Consider the following 20,925-nt stretch of genomic DNA (forward strand, 5'->3'; position numbering starts at 1 on the left):
AAAATACTTATCGCGTCTTGACGGGGTGCCGAATCGCCAGAGTGTGGTGATCGGCTGAGATTGCAGCGCAGAACCCGCGACCTGATCCGGATAATACCGGCGTAGGAATTAAGACCATATGAACCGCGTCAACATGCCTTTGGTGGCATCTTGTCGTAACTCCGTCATACGCGACCCGACACCATCAGCCTCAACGGGAGCAGATCATGACGGACTTGCCAGCTTACCTCAGCGACTCCGCGAAAGTGGACTCCGCAGCAATCAAACCATTACCAAGCTCACGAAAAATATACGTGCAGGGTAGCCGACCTGATCTGCGTGTGCCTATGCGGGAAATTACTGTGGGAGACACCCCCACGGAAATGGGCGGCGAAAAGAACCCACCGGTCGTTGTGTACGACACTTCCGGGCCTTACACCGACCCTGAGGCCTCCATTGACCTGAGAAAAGGCCTGCCGCCGGTTCGCGCCAACTGGATTGCCGAGAGGGGCGATGTGGAGCAGCTGGACGGTTATACCTCCGAATTCACCCGTCGCCGGATGAAAGACCCGCAGCTCGACCCGTTGCGCTTTATGGATGAGCGTAAACCCCTGCGGGCGAAGCCGGGTAAAAACGTGTCCCAGATGCACTACGCCCGCCAGGGCATCATCACCCCAGAGATGGAATACGTCGCCATCCGGGAGAACATGAAATTGCAGGAAGCCCGCGAAAATGGCCTGCTGGCGGACCAGCACCCAGGCCAGTCTTTCGGTGCCAATCTGCCACCAGAGATCACCCCCGAGTTTGTTCGCGACGAAGTGGCCCGGGGCCGGGCGATTATTCCCGCCAACATCAACCACCCGGAAACAGAGCCGATGATCATCGGCCGTAACTTCCTGGTGAAGATCAACGGTAATATCGGCAACTCGGCGGTCACCTCGTCCATCGAAGACGAAGTCGAGAAACTGACCTGGGGTATCCGCTGGGGTTCCGACACGGTGATGGACCTGTCCACCGGCAAGAATATCCACGAAACCCGCGAGTGGATCATCCGCAACTCTCCGGTGCCCATTGGCACCGTGCCGATCTACCAGGCCCTGGAGAAAGTGGGCGGCGTGGCCGAAGACCTGACCTGGGAAATCTTCCGGGACACGTTAATTGAACAGGCAGAGCAGGGGGTGGATTACTTCACCATCCACGCCGGTGTGCGCCTGCACCACGTACCGCTGACCGCGAAACGCACCACGGGTATCGTGTCTCGCGGTGGCTCCATCATGGCCAAATGGTGCCTGGCCCACCATAAAGAAAGCTTCCTGTACGAGCACTTCGAAGACATTTGCGAAATCATGAAGGCCTACGACGTGTCCTTCAGCCTCGGCGACGGACTGCGCCCCGGTTCTATCGCGGATGCCAACGACGCCGCCCAGTTCGGCGAACTGGAAACTCTGGGTGAGCTCACCAAAATTGCCTGGAAACACGACGTCCAGTGCATGATCGAAGGCCCGGGCCATGTGCCCATGCACCTGATCAAGGAGAACATGGACAAGCAGCTGGAATGCTGCGACGAAGCCCCGTTTTACACCCTTGGGCCGCTGACCACGGATATTGCCCCTGGCTATGACCACATCACCTCCGGCATCGGCGCGGCCATGATCGGCTGGTACGGCTGTGCCATGCTTTGCTACGTCACCCCGAAGGAGCACCTGGGGCTGCCGAACAAGGATGATGTAAAAACCGGCATCATCACCTACAAAATCGCCGCCCACGCTGCCGATCTGGCCAAGGGCCATCCGGGGGCCCAGATCCGCGATAACGCCTTGTCCAAGGCCCGTTTCGAGTTCCGTTGGGAAGACCAGTTCAACCTCGGCCTGGACCCGGACACCGCCCGCGCTTTCCACGACGAGACCCTGCCCAAGGAATCGGCAAAAGTCGCTCACTTTTGCTCCATGTGCGGGCCGAAGTTCTGTTCCATGAAGATCTCGCAGGAAGTGCGGGATTATGCAGCGGAACACGGCATCGATGAGGTATCGGCGATTGATGCCGGGATGCAGGCCAAATCGCGGGAGTTCGTGGAGTCTGGCTCCAAGCTTTACGACAAGGTTTGAGTTGGGTGTTCGTGATCGCCTAGCCTTCTGGCTGGGTGCTTAGAGCCGGGGTGGTGGCCTTGTTCAGAAAACGACTCGAGACGTCCCTGTGCGTCTCGGGCTCCGCCATCCCTGGCTCCGCACGTTTCTGAACAAGGCCACCACCCCGGCTCTTACTGGCCTTTGCAGTAATCGCTTTACTCATACCCTATGCATTCGTTCTGAGCGGATTGCACAATGTTGGACTGGGCGTGTCGGGTAGGGCCTCCAAAAACTGTGCGGAGCCAGGGATGGCGGAGCCCAAGCGCCCCAGGGATGGGCCGAAGGAGCGTGTTTTTGGAGGCCCTACCCGACACGCCCACCTCCCAAGCTCAGCAGGCTGTGGGCAGAACCGTAATCCAAAGCCAGCCGTAAGACACTTGCACCCAAGCAACCCCTAAGGCTATCGTTCCAAGCCGAACACCAAACCGGAAACACGAATGCCGAAACCGTTCCAGTTCAACGCCAGCGACGTCACCGTCGAAAAACGCGAAACCGTCTTTCAGGGCTTCTTCCGCATGGACAAGCTCTGGCTGACCCACCCGCGCTTTGACGGCCGCGACATGCCTACCTTCACTCGTGAGCTGTTCGTCCGCGGCGACGCCACTTGCGTGCTCCCCTACGACCCGGAACGGGACGAAGTGGTGCTGCTGGAACAGTTCCGCCTCGGCGCGCTCGGCCGTAACCAGTCGCCCTGGTTGCTGGAGCTCGTGGCCGGCATGAACGAAGACGGCGAAAGCCCGGAAGACGTGGCCCAACGCGAAGGGCAGGAAGAAGCCGGGCTGAGTTTCAGTCGGCTTGAGAAAATTTGCGATTACCTGGTCTCTCCTGGCGGCACCACCGAAATGATTCACCTCTACTGTGGCCAGGTCAGTACGGCCGAGGCGGGTGGAGTTTTCGGCGTGGAGCATGAACATGAAGACATTCTCAGCCACGTGGTCAGCGCCGAAGAGTGCTTTGCCATGGTCGCCGACGGCCGTATTAACAACGCCGCCGCCATCATTGCGATACAGTGGCTGCAACTGAACCGTGACAGGCTGCGCCGGGAGTGGCGGGCATGACCGAGTGGGTAAAACGGCCTAAGCCGTATGTGCCGGATCTACGTCAGCTGGGTGCGCTGTGTGATGGCAACTACCAGCGCCTGCGCAAACTGCGCCAGTTGGAGGTTGATGGTAGGCCCGTTTGCGAGTTTGAGCTGCACCGGGAAAGCCAGTATTTGGGCCGGGTGCGCATCGAAGTCCTGCAAACCGCAAAGTTCACTGAAACCCTGCTGCTCGAGCAAGTGCACAACAGTGGCCGGTGGCTGAACAACCCTCAAATAACGGTGCGGGTCTACCATGACGCGCTCATGGCTGAGGTGATCAGTTGCTACCGTCAGCGCCAGATTGCGCCGGTAAACGATTACCCGAACCGGTTTATGCATCATCCTGATGAAAAAGTGCAGGTCAACGGGTTCCTGGCTGATTGGCTGGATTACTGCCTGCGGTTTGGGCACCTGCCTATGGAACACGCCGCCTGGTCTGCGGGCGAAGGCTGCGACTGAATTCGTTGTCTCTGTCATAAACGGCGCCACAGTGCCCTGAAAGTCTGACTTGCTCCCGGCTTTGCCTGTGCCATAGTTGTTAAAAACTGCAAAATCTTTGTGGTAGCGGGCCAGAATGTGACCTACCTACCATTTAAAACTGATAAAACGGAACGCAGCCGTCGTACACTTGTCTGAAATATCAAACGGTTGCACTCAAGACAACAGGCCCTGAATGACCATTGCGCATACTGCTCGCCCCCTGAAGGTATTGCAGCTGACCGACCCGCACCTGATGGCGTCGGCAGATGGCGCGTTACTTGGGGTCAATACCCGGGACAGCCTGGCGGCGGTGATTGATGAAGTATTGCGCAACCATGGCCAGCCGGATCTGATCCTCGCGACCGGTGATCTTACTCAGGATGCGTCATCTGAGGCCTATCGGTATTTTGGCGAGCAGTTGAAAGCGTTTAACTGTCCTTCGCTCTGGATTGCCGGCAATCATGACGACTCCGATTTGTTGGCCTCCATCGCAGCGGAGTTTCAGGCCGAGCAAAAACAGGTTGTGCAGGGTGGCTGGCATTTTGTGATGTTGGACTCTTCCGTGCACGGCAAGGTGTTCGGTGAGCTTTCGCCGCCGGAGCTTGCTTTCCTGGACGAGTCACTGTCGCAGCAACCGGAGTTGCCCACCATGGTGTGCCTGCACCATCACCCGGTGGATATTGGCTCTGACTGGATGGAAAAAATCGGCCTGAAGAACCGTGATGCTTTCTGGCAGGTGATCGACAGGCATCCTCAAGTGAAAGTCGTGCTCTGGGGGCATATTCACCAGGATCTCCAACAGCAGCGCAATAGCGTGCAGCTGCTTGCCACGCCTTCCACTTGCATCCAGTTCGCCACTGGCTCCAGTAAATTTGCCGTAGAGCCGCTGGCGCCCGGATACCGTTGGTTTGAGCTTGAGGCTTCCGGGCAGTACTCCACGGAAGTATGCCGCGCCAATGAGTTCAAGTTTGACCTGGACGAGAAGAGTACCGGTTACTGAGCGAACTCTGGTTGCCCTCCAGAATTCCCTCTTCCCGCTGATATCCGCACATACAGGCCCTTGCCTACCCCCGGCCCGCTGAGCAGATAATGCTGCAACCACACGGATAATGCCCGTAGATACACATTGTTCCGATGTTGGATTGAAATCTAGAATGTCCCTATATGTTCTCATGGTGAAGGTTTTCTGGTATTTTGAGAATATATAGGGTCAGGCGTGGTTGTATGGGAGCGATTACCAGAAAGTTGGGGCAACAGATCAAAGAGCGCCGAAAGGCTTTGGGCTATCAAAGCCAGCAAGCCTTGGCAGATGAAACCGGTGTTCTTCGTAAGCGCATCAGCGAAATGGAAACGGGTCGTTATACCGGACGGATAACAGACTTGCAGAGGGTTTTGGCGACGTTGGGGCTGGAAATGGAATTCAGGGTGAAAAGTCGTCCTACATTGGATGATCTGGATGTTCTTTTCCCTGCTGAGGATGATGAATGACGCGAAAAATCAAAACGCTTGGCGTGTCTGCAGGTGGAAGGCTGGCCGGTGAACTGCGTAAAGAGTCGCAATTTTGCTTTGCTTATGACTCCAACGTCAATGAGGGACAGTGCGTTTCGCTTACCATGCCCGTCAGGCCTCAGGAATACCGCAAATCTGTTCTCCATCCGGTGTTCGAGATGAACCTGCCGGAGGGCTATCTGCGCCAGCGGATCATCGAGCGTTTTCGCAAGCACGCAACGGTGGATGAGATGTTTTTTCTGGCTCTGCAGGGTGACAGCTCTATAGGTCGACTGGGGTTTCAGTCGAAGGAGGTGGAGCGTCAGGCTGTCGTAGGAATGTCTCTGGGCTCTTTGGTTGAAACCGACAACCCCCAGTTGTTTGAGCAATTGGTGGAGCGCTATCTGGGTCAGACAACGATCGCCGGCGTCCAGCCGAAGGTTCTGGTGCCCGAAAATACTGAGCCGAAGTCTTCAGTGGTTTTGCCGGAATTGATTGTAAAGTCCGCCGGCGCCGAATTCCCGGGCCTGACGATCAATGAGTTTGTCTGTATGTCTATTGCAGCAAAGGCAGGGCTTTCAGTACCTGAATTCTACCTGTCTGATGATACTCGAATGTTTATCATGCGCCGTTTTGACATCAGTGAGAGCGGTGAGCGGCTCGGCATGGAGGATATTTGTGGACTGATAGGCCTGGTGGCCAACGACAAGTACAAGCGCAGCTATGAGCAAGTGGCCAAGGCAATCGAAGTTTATTCAGAAGCTCCCAATCGGGATCTGGAGATACTTTTCCGGTCACTATGTGTGTCGGTTCTGGTCGGGAATGGCGATGCGCACCTGAAGAATTTTGCCATGCTGTATCGGGATGCATCCTCAGGCAAAGCGTGGATGTCGCCGGCCTATGACATCGTTAACACCACGGTTTATCTGGAGGCGGATACCCTGGCCCTGAAGCTGGGTGGCACAAAGGACTTTCCAAACCGGGCGACTATGATCCGGTTCGGCCGGGAGCACTGCAACCTCACCGAGAAAATGGCCGAAGCGGTTATTGATGAGTGCATCTCTGCGGTTGAATGGGGTATGCGTGAGTTTGCTGACTATGCAGAATCGGTCGAACTGGAAGGGCGATCGATGCTGGGTGAACTGGGTAAAGGCCTCGGCCGGCTGATGAAACCTGAGCAAAAACAGAAAGTCTGGAAAGGCGAGGTGCGCCTGCCAAAGCGCACCCGCTGATTCCCATAGAGGCTCGTTACGCCCGCAACGCCTGGGCCGCTGCAACCATCGTCTCCAGCGCTGGCGTCACTTCCTCCCATTTACGGGTTTTCAAACCGCAGTCCGGGTTAATCCACAATCGTTCTGCCGGGATGCGTTCTGCCGCCAGGGTCATCAGATTGATGATGTGTTGCTTGTCCGGAATGTTGGGGGAGTGAATATCGTACACGCCCGGGCCGATGTCGTTCGGGTATTCAAAGTTCCGGAAAGCATCCAGTAACTCCATGTCAGACCGCGAGGTCTCGATGGTGATCACGTCGGCATCCATGTGGGCGATGGCCTCAATGATGTCGTTGAACTCCGAATAACACATGTGGGTGTGAATCTGGGTGCAGTCATCCACGCCATTGGCGGCGATGCGGAAGCTGTTAATCGCCCAGTCCAGGTACGTTGCCCAGTCTGACTGGCGCAGGGGCAAGCCTTCCCGCAACGCGGCTTCGTCGATCTGGATGATGTTCACGCCAGCCTTTTCCAGGTCCTGTACCTCTTCACGAATGGCCAGGGCCAGTTGCAGGCAGGAGTCTTTCCTTGGCTGATCGTCCCGCACGAAAGACCAGTTCAGAATCGTCACTGGGCCGGTAAGCATGCCTTTGACCGGTTTTTCGGTCAGGGATTGAGCATAGCGAATCCAGTCCACCGTCATTGCCTGGGGGCGGCGAATGTCCCCAAACAGGATGGGCGGTTTTACACAGCGGGAGCCGTAGGATTGCACCCAGCCGAAGCGGGTAAAGGCATAGCCTTCCAGCTGCTCACCGAAGTATTCCACCATGTCGTTGCGCTCTGGCTCACCATGAACCAGCACATCCAGTCCAAGCTTTTCCTGTTCTTCGATGCATCGGGCGATTTCTGCCTGCATCTGCTCGGTATAGGCTTGCCCGGTCAGTTCGCCTTTACGGAATTGCAACCTTGCCTGGCGGATCTCCGGCGTTTGCGGGAAAGAACCGATGGTGGTGGTCGGGAACGCCGGGAGGTTCAGAATCTGACGCTGCCTGGCAATTCGCTGGGGGTAGGGGCTTTGGCGGTTGCCCAGTTCCTGCGTCACTGCCGCGATGGCACGGCGAACCTCCGGGTTGATAACACGGTCGGAGTTCTGGCGGCTGTCAATGGCCTGCTGGTTTGCCGTCAGCTCTGCGCGAACACTGGCGCGGCCTTCGTTGAGGGCCTTCGCCAGCGTGCTCAGCTCATCAAGTTTCTGCACAGCAAAGGCCAGCCAGCTGCGGATCTCAGTATCCAGCTCCTGCTCACGATCCAGGTCTACCGGCACATGCAGCAGCGAGCAGGACGGCGCCAGCCACAGGCGGTCGGCCAATTTCTCACTCAGCGGCTCCAGCCATTCCAGGATGCTGTTCAGGTCGGATTTCCAGATGTTACGGCCGTTGATGACACCAAGGGAAAGCACCTTGTGGCTGGGCAGCCAATCTGCCACTCGGCTGACTTCAGCAGGGGCGCTCACCGCATCGATGTGCAGCCCGGCCACCGGCAATTCGCAAGCCAGTTGCAGGTTATCCCGGAGCTCTCCGAAATAGGTAGCCAGCAGCAGCTTCGGGCGATTGGCCTTTAACTGATGATAGGCCAGGTTGAACGCATAGCGCCAGTTGGCGTCCAAATCGGTCACCAGGGCCGGTTCATCAATCTGCACCCATTCGGCGCCGGCATCGGCCAGGGCTTCCAGTAGCTGCGAGTAGACTGGCAGCAGGCGCTCCAGCAAATCCAGGCGATGACTGCCATCGGAGGTTTTGCCTAACCACAGGTAAGTAACGGGCCCGATGATCACGGGCTTGGCATTAACGCCCTGTTTTCGTGCTTCAGCCAATTGGGCCAGAAGGCGTTCGGGATTCAGCTCGAACCGGGTTTTGGCATGCAGCTCCGGCACGATGTAGTGGTAGTTGGTATCGAACCACTTGGTCATTTCGCCAGCGGCGGTGGCGCAGCAGGGGCTATCGTTGGCGCCGCGGCCCCGGGCGGCACGGAAGTAGGCGTCCAGTTCCGAGCCTTCTTTGTCTTTGGCCCGTGCTGGCAGGTTGCCGAGGGTGACGGACATATCCAATACCTGGTCGTAAAGGGAGAATTCACCTACCGGTGCATAGTCCAGCCCGGCTTGCTGCTGCCAGTGGCGCCGGCGCAGGTCGGCGGCCGTGATGGCTAATTCTTGCTCGGTCTGCCGGCCAGCCCAGTAGGCTTCCAGTGCGAATTTCAGCTCCCTCTGGCCGCCAATGCGGGGGAAGCCCAGGTTGTGAGTGATTGCCATGATTGAGTCCTTGAATTCCGTGGTTTGTTAAAGGCCTTCAAGGTTAGGTGGGTGATGGCATGAATAAAAATGGTATTATTTCACCTATTCATGAGAATAATTCACGGGTTGGCCATGATTGAACGACATCACCTGGAGATATTGCGAGCGGTGGAGCGCCATGGCTCGTTGACGGCGGCAGCGGAACAGTTGCACCTGACTCAATCCGCGCTGTCCCATGCGGTTCGCAAGTTGGAGCAGCAACTGGGCACGCCGGTCTGGCTGAGGGAGGGCCGGCAACTGAGGTTCACCCAGGCGGGCAGTCAGCTACTGGGGTTGGCAAACCGCCTGTTGCCCCAGTTTGAGCATGCGGAAATGCAGGTTCGACAGATTGCCAGGGGGCAACGCGGGAGTCTGCGGGTGGGGATGGAGTGCCATCCTTGCTATCAATGGCTTCTGAAGGTAGTGGGTCCTTACTTGCAGCATTGGCCGGATGTGGATGTGGATGTAAAGCAAGAGTTCCAGTTCGGTGGTATGGGGGCGCTTTTCGGCCATGACATCGATCTTCTGGTAACGCCAGATCCGCTGCACAAGCCGGGAGTATGTTTTGAGCCGGTGTTCGACTACGAGCAGGTGTTGGTGGTGCCTGAAGGGCATCCGCTGGCGGGCAAGGCGTGGGTAGAGCCCCACCAATTGGAGAAAGAAACCCTGATTACCTACCCGGTGGCGGTGGAGCGGCTGGATATTTTTACCCGGTTTTTCCTGCCGGCCCACTGCGCGCCCGCCCGGCACAAGACCATCGAAACCACTGATATCATGTTGCAGATGGTGGCTGCGGGCCGGGGAGTGAGTGCGTTGCCGCGCTGGCTGGTGGATGAGTACGCCAGAAACCTGCCAATTACTGCGCTGAAGCTGGGTCAAGAGGGTATGCCCAAACAGATTTTTCTGGGCTTCCGGGAGCGGGATGAGTCGGTGGATTATCTTACGGAGTTTGTGAAGTTGGCGCGTGAGGTTCGCTGGGGCTAGGATCTTCGGTTAAACTGCGCGAAAAATTTCAACAGGACACACAAAATCATGAGCGATATTCCTGCAGATCTGAAATACATCGAAACTCATCAGTGGGTTCGGGTGGATGCCGATGGCACAGCCACCGTGGGGATTACCGATTTTGCCCAGGAGCAGTTGGGTGATGTGGTTTATATCGGTGTGCCGGAGGTTGGTGCGACGGTGAATGGTGGTGAGGAGGCCGGTGTGGCCGAGTCGGTTAAGTCGGCTTCGGATGTTTTTAGCCCGGTGACGGGTGAGGTGATTGAGATTAATGAGAAGCTTGAAGACGAGCCGGAGATTGTGAACGAAGATCCTTATGGCGATGGCTGGATGTTCAAGGTGAAGCTGGCGGACCTTGGTGAGCTGGACGGCCTTATGGATGCTGCAGCTTACGGTGAGCACGTCGCTGCTGCCGAGTAATTTTTACAGTGGTGCAAGTCGCGGTTCCGGGGGCGCTTCCCGAAACACGCTGTGAATACGTCCTTGTACGCTCTGCTCCGCCATCCATGGCTCCGCAAGGTTTCGGGAAGCGCCCCCGGAACCGCGCCCCCAACGCTGTGCAAATGGCCCTGCCGACAAAATTCAGGTGATTATTTGATGGATTTCCCGATTCTCTACCTGCGCAAGGGCGCAGAACGCCGTCTCCGTGCCGGCCACTTGTGGGTTTACAGCAATGAGGTGGATACCCAGCGTAGCCCGCTGCCAGGGTTTGAGCCCGGCGCGCAGGTGCAGGTGCGTGCCTCGAACGACAAGCCGATGGGGGTGGCGTTTGTGAACCCTCACGCATTGATTTGCGGCCGGCTGATCAGTCGGGATGCGGACCATGGCATGACGCCTAAGCGGTTGACGGATCGGATGGAGGCGGCGCTGAGTCTTCGGGAGCGTTTGTTTGATAAGCCTTTTTACCGTTGGGTGTTTGGTGACAGTGATGGTTTGTCTGGCCTGGTGGTGGACCGGTTTGGTGATGTCGTGGTGGTGCAGATTTCCACTGCGGGCATGGAGCAGATGAAGGATGCCATTGTGCGTGCCGTTCAGCGGTTGGCTCATTCCCGGGTTATTGTGCTGAAGAACGACGGCAAGATGCGCAAGGTTGAGGGGCTGGACACCTATGTGGAGTTTGCCCATGGGCCGGAAGCGGACACGGTGCTGGTGGAGGAGAACGGTGCTCGCTTTGAGGTGCCGCTGGCCGGTGGTCAGAAGACCGGCTGGTTCTATGATCACCGTATGAATCGGCAACGCCTGCAGGCCTATGCGCCCGGGAAGAAAGTGCTGGATGTGTTCAGTTACGTCGGCGGTTGGGGGATTCAGGCCGCTTGTGCCGGGGCATCCCAGGTGACCTGTGTGGACGCGTCCTCATCGGCGGTGGATGCGGTACATCACAATGCCAAGCTGAACGGGCTGGAGAATGTGGACACAATTGAGGGCGATGCCTTTGATGCCCTGAAAGCCTTGGCGGATGAGAAAGAGAAGTTCGACATTGTGGTACTGGACCCGCCCGCACTGATTCCGCGCCGCCGTGACCAGAAGGCCGGGGAGCAGGCCTATGCCCGGCTGAATCAATTGGGGCTCAGGCTGCTGGAGCGTGATGGATTGCTGGTGTCAGCATCTTGCTCCATGCATCTGTCCCAGGAAAAGCTGATCGACATTATTCGTGGCAGCGGCCGCAAGATTGATCGGTTTGTGCAGCTACTGGAGCAGGGGCACCAGGCGCCGGATCATCCGATTGTGCCGGGGATTCCGGAGACGGACTATATCAAGTCCTGCTTTGTACGGTCGCTGACCGGGTTTTTCTGAGGGTCTGTCCCCGAACGGGGACTGACCCATTTTGGACTCCAATACCATTGTTTAAGGGTCTGTCCCCGAATGGGGACTGACCCATTTTGGACTCCAGCACCATGGTTCGATCTGGTTGCAACAGACGGGCAAAAGTGGGTCAGACCCCGTTCGGGGTCAGACCCTTAACGACATAACCCGCCAACCATTCTCCACAGCCGTCTTCTCCAGCGTCGGGTCCGGATCCACCGCCACCGGGTTCTCCACCTTTCGCAACAGCGGCAAGTCATTGTGTGAGTCGCTGTAGAACCAGGCGCCCTCAAGGCTCTCACCGTGAGCAGCCAGCCAGTCGTTCAGCCGTTCCACTTTGCCTTCCTGAAAACTCGGAGTGCCAGCCACTTCACCGGTGAATTTGCCGTTGACCAGCTCGGGTTCGGTGGCGATCAGGTGCTCAATGCCCATTAGTTCAGCAATTGGCTCGGTAATGAATCGGTTGGTGGCGGTGATAATCATCAGGGTATGGCCCTGTTCGCGGTGGTCGGCCAGTAGCTTCGCCGCCTTATCCTGCATCATGGGCTGTACTTTCTTGGCCATGAAGGCTTCGCGCCAGCGTTCCAGTTCGTCCATGTTGTGCCGGGTCAGTGGTGCCAGGACAAAGCGCTGATAGTGGAATACGTCGAGCTCTCCGTTCAGGTACTCTTCGTAAAAGCGGTCATTGGCGCGCTTGTACTCTTCGGCATCCACCATGCCCTCTTCCACCAGAAATTCACCCCAGGCGTGGTCGCTGTCACCGTTCAGTAAGGTGTTGTCCAGATCAAATATTGCGAGCGTCAAGCCGTTTCCTCCCATTGTGACGGGCTCTGAAGCAGGAGCCACAGTCTACCATGACCTGCCGCTAACGGCTCCGTTTGCCGAAGCCTTGGGATTCTGTAAGAATGAGAGCAACTTGGACAATTTTCGCCGGTTAAAACTTAACCGGTGCCGACTTTTATGAGGACTGTGCCGTGATCGACTCAGACGGTTTCAGACCCAACGTCGGAATCATTCTGGCCAACCACAGGGGAGAGGTTCTCTGGGCAAGGCGAATAGGGCAGGACTCCTGGCAGTTTCCACAAGGTGGTATCAAGCACGACGAATCACCGGAGGATGCGCTTTATCGGGAGCTTGGAGAGGAAATCGGCCTGAGTGCCAGCGATGTGGAAATCATCAGCTGCACCCGGGGCTGGCTGCGTTACCGGCTTCCGAGGAGGATGGTACGCCATAACTCGCACCCCGTTTGTGTGGGGCAAAAACAGAAATGGTTCCTGCTGAGGATGATGTCGCCAGACGCGCATGTGCGCGTGGATGGTACCGATTCACCGGAATTCGACGGGTGGCAGTGGGTAAGCTACTGGTATCCGTTAGGACAAGTAGTTTCATTCAAGAGAGAAGTGTATAGGCGCGCGCTGAGAGAGCTGGCTCCCAGGCTGTTCCATAACATGGAACAGTGGCAACGGAGTGAGCAGAACCGGCGTTTGAAGGAACACCAGAAATGACGGACTGACTCCATGCTGAGCATCCTGCGAAGTCTAGTACAAGAGGTAAACAGCGCCCGCGATCTGCAGGAGGCGCTGGATATCATTGTCTCGCGGGTGCAAAAGGCCATGAATACCGAGGTCTGCTCCGTCTATCTGTTAGATCCGGCGTCCAATCGTTACATCCTGATGGCTACCGAGGGTCTTTACAAAGACTCTGTTGGCAAGGTCAGTCTTGCTTATTCTGAGGGGCTGGTTGGCCTGGTGGGCTCCCGTGAGGAGCCTATCAACCTTGAAGATGCCCCAGCCCATCCCCGCTATCGTTACTTCCCGGAGACGGGTGAGGAACGCTTCCGTTCATTCCTGGGTGTGCCCATCATTCACCACCGCCGGGTGCTGGGCGTGCTGGTGGTTCAGCAGCGGGAGAGCTCCCGCTGTTTTGACGAGGGCGAAGAAGCCTTTCTGGTCACGGTCTCGGCCCAGCTGGCGGGTGTCATTGCCCACAGTGAGGCCACCGGGGTCATCAGTGGCTTGTCGTTGACCGGGGAAGAAACCCAGGATGTCAGCTTCAATGGTGTGCCGGGCTCGCCTGGTGTCGCGATTGGTACTGGTGTGGTGGTGTATCCGTCCGCCGATCTGGACGTGGTGCCGGAGAAGCCGACCGAGAACATCGAGCAGGAACTGGCGCTGTTCCAGTCTGCCGTGCAGGCCGTTCGGGAAGACATCGAGCGGGTAGCGAGCCGTCTGGCCTCGCAACTTCGCCCTGAGGAACAGGCTCTGTTTGACGTTTACCTGCGGATGCTGGATGACGGTGCCCTGCCAGGCGAAGTGGCCATCAAAATTCGGGAAGGCATCTGGGCTCAGGGTGCATTGAAGCAGGTGGTGCAGCAATACATCCGCCATTTCGAGATGATGGATGATCTCTACCTGCAGGAGCGGGTTGTGGATATTCGGGATCTCGGCCGGCGGCTGCTGTCCCATATGCAGGAAGGCGAGCAAAAGCTTCAGGAATACCCGGAGCACACGGTACTGGTCAGTGAAGAACTGACGCCAGCCATGCTGGGCGAAGTGCCGAAAGGGCAACTGGTTGGCCTTGTGTCCGTCAAAGGGTCCAGTAACTCCCATGTGGCCATACTGGCCCGCGCCATGGGTGTGCCCACGGTGATGGGGCTGGTGGATATTCCGGTCAACCAGCTGGATGGCCGAGAACTGGTGGTGGACGGCTTTGAAGGGCAGATTTTTGCCTCGCCGTCATCGGATCTTCGCGCTTTCTACCAGGCCATCTGTGAGGAAGAAGACGAGCTGATCCGTGGGCTTGAGGTGCTGCGGGACAAGCCCTGCGAAACCACCGATGGCCATCGGGTATCACTGCTGGTAAATACCGGCCTGATGACCGATGTGGTGCGCTCGCTGTCTCACGGGGCCGAAGGCATTGGGCTGTATCGCACCGAAGTGCCGTTCATGATCAAGGACCGCTTTCCGTCTGAGCAGGAGCAGCGGGAGTATTACCGGGAACAACTGGAAGCCTTTGCGCCTAATCCGGTGACCATGCGTACTCTGGACATCGGTGGTGACAAAGCCCTGACCTATTTCCCGATTGAGGAGGAAAACCCCTTTCTTGGTTGGCGGGGCATCCGGGTTACCCTGGATCACCCCGAGATCTTTCTTGTTCAGGTGCGGGCCATGCTGAAGGCCAGCGAAGGCTTGAACAACCTGCAGATCATGCTGCCGATGATCAGCAACATTTCCGAGGTGGAGGAATCCCTGCACCTGATTTACCGGGTTTATCACGAAGTGCGCGAAGAAGGCTACGACATCCACATGCCCAAAGTGGGTGTGATGGTGGAAGTGCCGGCTGCCGTTTACCAGATTCGTGAACTGGCTGAGCGCGTGGACTTTCTCTCGGTGGGTTCCAACGACCTGACGCAATACCTGTTGGCGGTAGATCGCAACAACCCGCGGGTGGCCCAGCTTTACCATTCCTATCATCCAGCCGTTTTACAGGCATTGGTGCGAATCGCCCAGGACGCCCACTCCGTAGGTAAGCCGGTGGGCATCTGTGGCGAGCTGGCCGGCGACCCGGGTGGCGCGTTGCTGTTAATGGCGATGGGCTATGATTCCCTGTCGATGAACGCGGCCAGTCTGCCGAAGGTGAAATCCGTTATCCGCAGCATTGATAGGGAGTGGGCTGTCCAGTTGCTGGAAGATGTTCTGCTGCTGGATTCCCCCCACGTGATCAAGAGCTGTGTCGACCTGGCCCTGCGTAATGCCGGGTTTGGCCGGTATTTGCGACCGGTGAAGTCCTCCAGCGCTGCGATGGCAGAGCAGGCGGTTTCCTGACCGACTGTGACAGTAATAGGGTGCGTACTCTAAAATCCGTTGATAGGTTAGTAACGTAATTCTTACTGCAGTACCTACGAAGGACAGGCTATGACCAAAGCGACCGAGCTCAAGCCAGCACCGCGCATTGGCCTCGCCCTTGGGGGCGGTGGGCCACTGGGTGGCATTTATGAGATCGGAGCGCTAAGGGCGCTGGACGAAGCCCTGGATGGCCTGGATTTCAATAACATCGATGTTTATGTCGGGGTTAACTCTGGCTCCTTTGTGGCGGCTAACCTGGCCAATCAGATGACCACGGCCCAGTTGTGTCGTATCTTCGTGCGTAATGAAGCCGAGGTTCACCCGTTTCACCCGGAAGTATTCTATCGCCCTGCATTCCGGGAGATCGGTAGTCGCTTGCTGGCGGTCCCCGGTTTGTTGTCTTCCGCTGTCAGCCGTTTTATCAACAACCCCTACGACCAGAGCCTGCTGGAAGCCTTGACCATTCTGGCCCAGGCCGCGCCAGCCGGGTTGTTTGATAATGAGGGGCTGCACGAATACCTGCGGCGGGCGTTTACCATGCTTGGCCGCACCAACGATTTTCGTCAGCTAAAGCGTAGCCTGTACGTGGTAGCTGCGGATGTGGAGAGCACGGAAGCGGTGTGCTTTGGTGCCCCGGGGTATGACCACGTGCCCATTTCCAAGGCGGTCCAGGCCAGCACGGCTTCGCCGGGGCTGTATGTGCCGGTCGACATCGATGGGCGTTACTATGTAGACGGCACCTTGCGTAAGGGGCTGCATGCCTCGGTTGCCTTCGAAGACGGCGCCGATCTGGTGCTGGCGGTGAACCCCCAGGTGCCTATTGATGCCAGTGCAGCGGTGCGTGCAGGCACCATGAAGCCGGGCGACCTCACACGTTCCGGCATGCCCAACCTGTTGTCCCAGACGTACCGCACCATGGTTTACTCACGGATGCAGTCCGGCATTGCCCAGTACGGCCGTGACTACCCGGACAAAGACATCCTGCTGTTCGAGCCCACCCGGGACGACGCCAAACTGTTCTTCTCCAACGTGTTCAGCTTCCAGAGCCGGCGGATGGTGTGTGAGCACGCCTATCAGATGACCCGCCGAGACCTGCTGAACCGGGCCGATGAGCTGGAGCCAAAGCTGCTCAAGTATGGCATTAAGCTGCGCCGGGATCGCCTGGAAGATGAACAACGCACCATCAGTACCAGCCTGTACGGTGAAATGCTGCCGTTGTATGTAGCCAAGGGGCGCAAGAAGCAGGCGGAGAAGGGCACGCTGGCAGCCAGCATCAGTAACGTGACCCACCTGTTTTCGAAAGTCCAGTAATGCAGGGCGAGCCCGGTGCGCTATGGGTGACCGGTGATCAATAGTCAGATGCCGGGAGCAAGCTGAGGAAAGTAGTAAGGCTCTGCATGCTCTGGTATTTCCCATTTAAGAGGGGATCTGGAGCTTGTCTCGCTCAGCAGCCCGTCGTCTTTCAATTGCTTGATCAGTCTCCTTGAAGTCCGGCTTTCCGAAGTACCGGTCATGGCCAGTGCGCTGGACCGCTCAAGCGTGCCTTGAATAAAAGCCTGAAACAGAATTTGCGTAGCCTCCGGCTTCAGGCCGCTTTCAGCTCCCGGAACGCGACCTTCATTTCTGGCCTGAACATAACTCTGAATTCGTTTCTGCATTCCCCCAAGGTCCAGGAGGCTGGCTATGTAAGCCACTTGATCCTTCGCAGCTTCAAGCATAAACCGGACAAACAGGGCCAATTCTGTTTCACTGAGGTGCCCGCGACCATCCTGGTTTCCTTGTCGCGGGAAGTCGGCTCGCGCTAGCTTTGCCTTGTAATGGCCTGATTGTCTGGCCAGGCCACGGCTCAGACACCATACGCCGATGCTCTCCAGGCCAGCGGCTCTCCAAACGGCATCAGTCCAGAGCCTGACAACCCTGCCATTTCCGTCCAGAAAGGGGTGGATCCACAACAGGCGATGGTGAGCGCAGGCCAGGGCAATGAAGCGTTTATCTCCGGCATAGAGTCTGCTGGAGTAGTGTTCAAGGGCTTGAGAAACGAGTTGTTCTATATGTTCTGCTGCTGGAGGGATGTGTCGTCCAACGGCGACCGGCTGTTTTCTGAATTCCCCTGGCTCGACCAGAAACTCTTCTCCCGTTTCAGTCTTCATACGCCGCAGCGAGTCTGGCAAATCCCGATAAAAGCGCTCATGCAGAGCCAGCAGAAACTCCGGAGAACACACGCGAGCCAGCTCCGGGTTCTGCTCTTGTATCCAGTTCTGGGCTGAGATGTGTGCAACGGATTCCAGCTGATAATCCCTTGCTACCGGGTCGTGACTGAAATCACCACGTTGAGCCTCTCGGATCTCATGGGGCAAAGTCCGATTGCCTTCGATCAGGTTCGAGTAGTAGGAATTTATAACCGCCATGTGCTTGCGGATCGTTTCTGCAGTCTCACTTGCCAACTTGCCGGTCAGCTTGGCCGCTTCACGATTAAGTTCGCTGGCTAGGTCCAGAAGTCTGTGCTCGAGCAAAGCGTCTTCCCGGGGCACAAAAGGGGCTAGGTCTAAGAATGATGTCATAAAGCGCCTCTGGCTTATCTGTGCGAGCGAAACTGGGTTGTGTGTCCGGTTTGATGTCCGCTTTTATAATGCCATACAGGGCTTGAATAAAAAGGGTTGTTGGGAGTTTTTTGGGAAATGTTCTCCGTTAAATCGCGGGATAATGTCCGGTTTATTGTCCGGTTAAAGGAACTGACTTTCTTCATCAAGTACAAAAAAGGCCGGATGCGCCAAGCACATCCGGCCATTTCTGTTTCGGGCGAAGCCAGTTACAGGATGTATCGGCTCAGGTCCTCGTCCTCTGACAACTCACCCAGCTTCTCTTCTACGTAATCCGCAGTAATCTCGAAGCCATCCGTTACTTTGTCACCGGCATCGAACGACAGGCTTTCAAGCAGGCGCTCAAGTACCGTATGCAGGCGACGGGCACCGATGTTCTCGGTGGTTTCGTTCACCTTGAAAGCCACCTCTGCAATCCTCGCGATGGCGTCTTCGCTGAAGTTGAGCTTCACGCCCTCGGTGCCCATCAGGGCTTCGTATTGCTGTACCAGAGAGGCATCTGGTTCGGTCAGGATGCGTTTGAAGTCATCCGGTGTCAGTGCCTGGAGTTCAACCCGGATTGGCAAGCGGCCCTGCAGTTCCGGGATCAGGTCTGAAGGCTTGGACAGGTGGAAAGCGCCGGAGGCGATAAACAGAATGTGATCGGTGCGCACCGCGCCATACTTGGTGCTGACGGTGCTGCCTTCAATCAACGGCAGCAAATCCCGCTGCACGCCCTCGCGGGAGACATCCGATGAGGTGTTCTCGGAGCGTTTGGCGACTTTGTCGATTTCATCAATGAACACAATGCCATTCTGCTCAACCGCATCAATGGCCTTGTGCTTGATCTCTTCCTCGTTCACCAGTTTGGCGGCTTCCTCGTCTTTCACCTGCTTCATGGCGTCCGCCACTTTCATCTTGCGGGTCTTACGCTTGTCAGATGACAGGTTGGAGAACATGCTCTGAAGCTGGTTGGTCATCTCCTCCATGCCAGGAGGAGCCATGATTTCAACGCCGGCGCCGCCACTGCGAACATCAATCTCGATTTCCTTGTCATCCAGCTCGCCTTCCCGCAGCTTTTTGCGGAACATCTGGCGAGTGGCGGAATCGTTACTGGCGCGCTGGCTGTCTTCGTTGAAATCCCGGGCTGGTGGCAGCAAGGCATCCAGAATACGGTTCTCGGCGGCATCCAGGGCGCGGTTCTCGTGGCGTTTCATCTCCTTTTCGCGGAGCAGTTTCACCGCCATATCCGCCAGGTCCCGGATAATGGATTCCACATCCCGGCCCACGTAGCCCACCTCGGTGAACTTGGTCGCTTCCACCTTCAGGAAGGGCGCATCCGCCAGCTTGGCCAGGCGTCGGGCAATCTCAGTTTTACCCACGCCGGTGGGGCCAATCATCAAAATATTTTTGGGAGTAATTTCGTCACGCAGACTGCTGTCCAGCTGCATGCGGCGCCAGCGGTTACGCAGGGCAATGGCAACGGCGCGTTTGGCTTCATCCTGACCCACGATGTGTTTATTGAGCTCGTGGACAATCTCACGGGGAGTCATTGCAGACATGGTCGCTCCGGTCAGTCTTTGAAGGACAGCACTTCCAGAGTGCGGTTCTGATTGGTGTAGATGCAGATATCACCGGCAATCTCGAGCGCCTTTTCGGCGATTTCGTGCGCACTCAGGTCGGTATTCTCAAGCAGCGCACGCGCCGAGGCCTGGGCAAATGGGCCGCCGGAGCCAATGGCAATCAGCCCTTGTTCAGGCTCGATGACATCCCCATTACCGGTAATGATCAGCGAGGCGGTTTTGTCGGCCACGGCCAGCAAGGCCTCGAGCTTTCGCAGGGCGCGATCGGTACGCCAGTCTTTGGCCAGCTCTACCGCAGCCCGGGTCAGATTGCCCTGATGCTTCTCCAGCTGGGCTTCAAAGCGTTCAAACAGGGTAAACGCATCAGCGGTGCCGCCGGCAAACCCGGCAATCACCTGGCCGTTATAGAGCCTGCGAACTTTACGGGCATTGCCTTTCATGACGGTGTTGCCCAGAGAAACCTGGCCATCGCCGCCCATGGCGACTTCATCGTCCCGACGGACGGAAACTATGGTAGTCATTTTGGCTCCAGTTGCCTGATGTAAAAGTGTCTTGGAGCTTTATGGAGGCTTGCGGCAGGATTTCAAGGTAGAGTTTGACCCCTCGGGGGCAGAAGGTGGTGCAAGAGTTCGGGGCAGGGTTGGGAGAAGGCTTTCCAAAAATTTGCGGAGCCATGGATGGCGGAGCAGAAGCGCCACAAGGATGTGCCGTAAGGAGCGGTTTTTGGAAAGTCTTCTCCCAACCCTGCCTGGCACCCAAAGTTATCCTTCTTTCGGTATCTTCCGAACCAAAGGCTGAATACTAATCGAAACCAGCTTATCCACCGCCGCATTCATCTGGCTGCGAGACTCAAACGGCCCCACATTCACCCGATACCACACGCTGCCACTTTCCAGATCAATGCGCTGAACCTGGGCTCGCAAACCTTGGAACGCTATCTGAGCCCGCTGCCGTTCAGCATCCTCCTGGCTGCGGAAGGAGCCAGATTGAACAATATAGTTGAAGTCCTGCTGCGCAGGGTTAGGGGCGTATTCCTGAACAGTGGGGGGCACCACTTCTGATTCCGGCAACATATCGTAGAACCGGAAATTCTGCTCCCGTGGCCGGCTTGGCTCCTGCTTGGCCGTGCTGGGCGCGGGTGTTTTGGGCTGGGCAGACTGCTGTGCGGGTTGGCTCGGCCTGGCGGATTCCTGGCCCGTAGGCAGTGTGTTGAGATACACGATAAAGCCGACAAAACCACCCACCGCAGCCAGAGACAGAATCCATTTGAACGACAGCGCCCCGTGCTGGGAGTGCGATGGCGCACTCCGCTTGGCGGGGGAAGCTTTACGGGGCTTCGGCGCGGGCTTTCTGGACGAGGCCGCTCCTTTTCCCGCAGGCCGGTCTTTCTTGGCGTAGTCTCTGGCCATGGTCTTC

18 protein-coding genes and 1 riboswitch are annotated in these 20,925 nt (G+C 57.2%); of the genes, 12 read left to right on the forward strand and 6 right to left on the reverse strand.

The features are described 5' to 3' along the window. Positions 1-11 precede the first annotated feature (11 nt). Positions 12-125: riboswitch (TPP riboswitch) on the forward strand. An 81-nt stretch (positions 126-206) separates the two neighbouring features. The 6 genes from thiC (at position 207) to RVM24_RS20955 (ending at position 6,386) form a co-directional block, all read left to right on the forward strand. Next, positions 207-2,084 (forward strand): phosphomethylpyrimidine synthase ThiC, encoded by a 1,878-nt coding sequence (thiC, locus tag RVM24_RS20930; protein ID WP_431474694.1) that lies wholly within the window; start codon positions 207-209, stop codon positions 2,082-2,084. A gap of 458 nt (positions 2,085-2,542) precedes the next feature. Next, complete coding sequence (locus tag RVM24_RS20935; RefSeq protein WP_152437301.1) at positions 2,543-3,163, forward strand: NUDIX domain-containing protein; 621 nt, start codon at positions 2,543-2,545, stop codon at positions 3,161-3,163. Next, the gene (locus RVM24_RS20940) at positions 3,160-3,645 is read left to right on the forward strand and encodes a DUF1249 domain-containing protein (RefSeq protein ID WP_152437302.1); all 486 of its coding nucleotides are present in this window, start codon (positions 3,160-3,162) and stop codon (positions 3,643-3,645) included. Before RVM24_RS20935 ends, RVM24_RS20940 begins: the two co-directional genes overlap by 4 nt. Before the next feature lie 214 nt (positions 3,646-3,859). Next, entirely contained in the window at positions 3,860-4,666 is an 807-nt protein-coding gene (gene cpdA, locus RVM24_RS20945) for a 3',5'-cyclic-AMP phosphodiesterase (protein ID WP_152437303.1), read from the forward strand. Between the two features lie 224 nt (positions 4,667-4,890). Next, positions 4,891-5,154 carry a helix-turn-helix domain-containing protein gene (locus RVM24_RS20950; RefSeq protein ID WP_152437304.1) on the forward strand — a complete coding sequence of 88 codons (264 nt, stop codon included), beginning with the start codon at positions 4,891-4,893 and terminating at the stop codon, positions 5,152-5,154. Then, positions 5,151-6,386 (forward strand): type II toxin-antitoxin system HipA family toxin, encoded by a 1,236-nt coding sequence (locus tag RVM24_RS20955; protein ID WP_431474695.1) that lies wholly within the window; start codon positions 5,151-5,153, stop codon positions 6,384-6,386. Before RVM24_RS20950 ends, RVM24_RS20955 begins: the two co-directional genes overlap by 4 nt. A 16-nt stretch (positions 6,387-6,402) precedes the next feature. Here RVM24_RS20955 and metE read toward each other — a convergent pair whose 3' ends face one another. Next, complete coding sequence (metE, locus tag RVM24_RS20960; RefSeq protein WP_431474696.1) at positions 6,403-8,673, reverse strand: 5-methyltetrahydropteroyltriglutamate--homocysteine S-methyltransferase; 2,271 nt, start codon at positions 8,671-8,673, stop codon at positions 6,403-6,405. 114 nt (positions 8,674-8,787) lie between these two features. Here metE and RVM24_RS20965 point away from each other — a divergent pair, with 114 nt between their 5' ends. The 3 genes from RVM24_RS20965 to RVM24_RS20975 all read left to right on the forward strand — a co-directional run bounded on the left by RVM24_RS20965 (position 8,788) and on the right by RVM24_RS20975 (position 11,493). Further along, entirely contained in the window at positions 8,788-9,678 is an 891-nt protein-coding gene (locus RVM24_RS20965) for a LysR family transcriptional regulator (RefSeq protein ID WP_431474697.1), read from the forward strand. Between the two features lie 48 nt (positions 9,679-9,726). Beyond that, positions 9,727-10,119: a glycine cleavage system protein GcvH gene (gcvH, locus tag RVM24_RS20970; protein WP_072678341.1), complete on the forward strand. Its 393-nt coding sequence runs from the start codon at positions 9,727-9,729 to the stop codon at positions 10,117-10,119. Between the two features lie 177 nt (positions 10,120-10,296). Then, a complete protein-coding gene (locus tag RVM24_RS20975; protein ID WP_152437308.1) occupies positions 10,297-11,493 on the forward strand; it encodes a class I SAM-dependent rRNA methyltransferase in 1,197 nt (398 codons plus the stop codon). A 156-nt stretch (positions 11,494-11,649) separates the two neighbouring features. On the opposite strand, the gene RVM24_RS20980 is transcribed toward RVM24_RS20975, so the two are convergent. Beyond that, positions 11,650-12,306, reverse strand: coding sequence for an HAD family hydrolase (locus RVM24_RS20980; RefSeq protein ID WP_152437309.1), 657 nt, complete (start codon positions 12,304-12,306; stop codon positions 11,650-11,652). Positions 12,307-12,476: 170 nt separating this feature from the next. On the opposite strand from RVM24_RS20980, the gene RVM24_RS20985 reads away from it, so the two are divergent. From RVM24_RS20985 to RVM24_RS20995, 3 genes are all read left to right on the forward strand, one after another. Continuing rightward, positions 12,477-13,007 carry an RNA pyrophosphohydrolase gene (locus RVM24_RS20985; RefSeq protein ID WP_061332397.1) on the forward strand — a complete coding sequence of 177 codons (531 nt, stop codon included), beginning with the start codon at positions 12,477-12,479 and terminating at the stop codon, positions 13,005-13,007. 12 nt (positions 13,008-13,019) lie between these two features. Further along, the gene (gene ptsP / locus RVM24_RS20990; protein ID WP_058090072.1) at positions 13,020-15,326 is read left to right on the forward strand and encodes a phosphoenolpyruvate--protein phosphotransferase; all 2,307 of its coding nucleotides are present in this window, start codon (positions 13,020-13,022) and stop codon (positions 15,324-15,326) included. A 90-nt stretch (positions 15,327-15,416) separates the two neighbouring features. Beyond that, positions 15,417-16,658: a patatin-like phospholipase family protein gene (locus tag RVM24_RS20995; protein WP_431474698.1), complete on the forward strand. Its 1,242-nt coding sequence runs from the start codon at positions 15,417-15,419 to the stop codon at positions 16,656-16,658. A 44-nt stretch (positions 16,659-16,702) separates the two neighbouring features. Here the strand turns inward: RVM24_RS20995 and RVM24_RS21000 are convergent, their stop codons facing one another. The 4 genes from RVM24_RS21000 to RVM24_RS21015 all read right to left on the reverse strand — a co-directional run bounded on the left by RVM24_RS21000 (position 16,703) and on the right by RVM24_RS21015 (position 20,918). Beyond that, on the reverse strand, positions 16,703-17,908 hold the full coding sequence (locus RVM24_RS21000) for a Fic family protein (protein WP_431474699.1): 1,206 nt from the start codon (positions 17,906-17,908) through the stop codon (positions 16,703-16,705). A 248-nt stretch (positions 17,909-18,156) separates the two neighbouring features. After that, on the reverse strand, positions 18,157-19,488 hold the full coding sequence (hslU, locus tag RVM24_RS21005) for an HslU--HslV peptidase ATPase subunit (RefSeq protein WP_431474700.1): 1,332 nt from the start codon (positions 19,486-19,488) through the stop codon (positions 18,157-18,159). Between the two features lie 11 nt (positions 19,489-19,499). Further along, entirely contained in the window at positions 19,500-20,030 is a 531-nt protein-coding gene (gene hslV / locus RVM24_RS21010) for an ATP-dependent protease subunit HslV (protein WP_058090075.1), read from the reverse strand. A gap of 240 nt (positions 20,031-20,270) precedes the next feature. Next, positions 20,271-20,918, reverse strand: coding sequence for an SPOR domain-containing protein (locus RVM24_RS21015; RefSeq protein WP_286920901.1), 648 nt, complete (start codon positions 20,916-20,918; stop codon positions 20,271-20,273). Positions 20,919-20,925: the final 7 nt, after the last annotated feature.

The organism is Marinobacter sp. KM021, assembly GCF_050707965.1.
GTDB classification, from domain to species: Bacteria; Pseudomonadota; Gammaproteobacteria; order Pseudomonadales; family Oleiphilaceae; genus Marinobacter; species Marinobacter shengliensis.

Excerpts from the sequence above, each read along its gene's own strand:
- gcvH (WP_072678341.1), top strand. The coding sequence starts at position 9,727 with ATGAGCGATATTCCTGCAGATCTGAAATACATCGAAACTCATCAGTGG.
- hslV (WP_058090075.1), bottom strand. The coding sequence starts at position 20,030 with ATGACTACCATAGTTTCCGTCCGTCGGGACGATGAAGTCGCCATGGGC.
- metE (WP_431474696.1), bottom strand. The coding sequence starts at position 8,673 with ATGGCAATCACTCACAACCTGGGCTTCCCCCGCATTGGCGGCCAGAGG.
- cpdA (WP_152437303.1), top strand. The coding sequence starts at position 3,860 with ATGACCATTGCGCATACTGCTCGCCCCCTGAAGGTATTGCAGCTGACC.
- RVM24_RS20950 (WP_152437304.1), top strand. The coding sequence starts at position 4,891 with ATGGGAGCGATTACCAGAAAGTTGGGGCAACAGATCAAAGAGCGCCGA.
- RVM24_RS20965 (WP_431474697.1), top strand. The coding sequence starts at position 8,788 with ATGATTGAACGACATCACCTGGAGATATTGCGAGCGGTGGAGCGCCAT.
- RVM24_RS20935 (WP_152437301.1), top strand. The coding sequence starts at position 2,543 with ATGCCGAAACCGTTCCAGTTCAACGCCAGCGACGTCACCGTCGAAAAA.
- RVM24_RS21000 (WP_431474699.1), bottom strand. The coding sequence starts at position 17,908 with ATGACATCATTCTTAGACCTAGCCCCTTTTGTGCCCCGGGAAGACGCT.
- RVM24_RS20975 (WP_152437308.1), top strand. The coding sequence starts at position 10,297 with ATGGATTTCCCGATTCTCTACCTGCGCAAGGGCGCAGAACGCCGTCTC.
- RVM24_RS20955 (WP_431474695.1), top strand. The coding sequence starts at position 5,151 with ATGACGCGAAAAATCAAAACGCTTGGCGTGTCTGCAGGTGGAAGGCTG.
- hslU (WP_431474700.1), bottom strand. The coding sequence starts at position 19,488 with ATGTCTGCAATGACTCCCCGTGAGATTGTCCACGAGCTCAATAAACAC.
- thiC (WP_431474694.1), top strand. The coding sequence starts at position 207 with ATGACGGACTTGCCAGCTTACCTCAGCGACTCCGCGAAAGTGGACTCC.
- RVM24_RS20940 (WP_152437302.1), top strand. The coding sequence starts at position 3,160 with ATGACCGAGTGGGTAAAACGGCCTAAGCCGTATGTGCCGGATCTACGT.
- RVM24_RS21015 (WP_286920901.1), bottom strand. The coding sequence starts at position 20,918 with ATGGCCAGAGACTACGCCAAGAAAGACCGGCCTGCGGGAAAAGGAGCG.
- RVM24_RS20995 (WP_431474698.1), top strand. The coding sequence starts at position 15,417 with ATGACCAAAGCGACCGAGCTCAAGCCAGCACCGCGCATTGGCCTCGCC.
- ptsP (WP_058090072.1), top strand. The coding sequence starts at position 13,020 with ATGCTGAGCATCCTGCGAAGTCTAGTACAAGAGGTAAACAGCGCCCGC.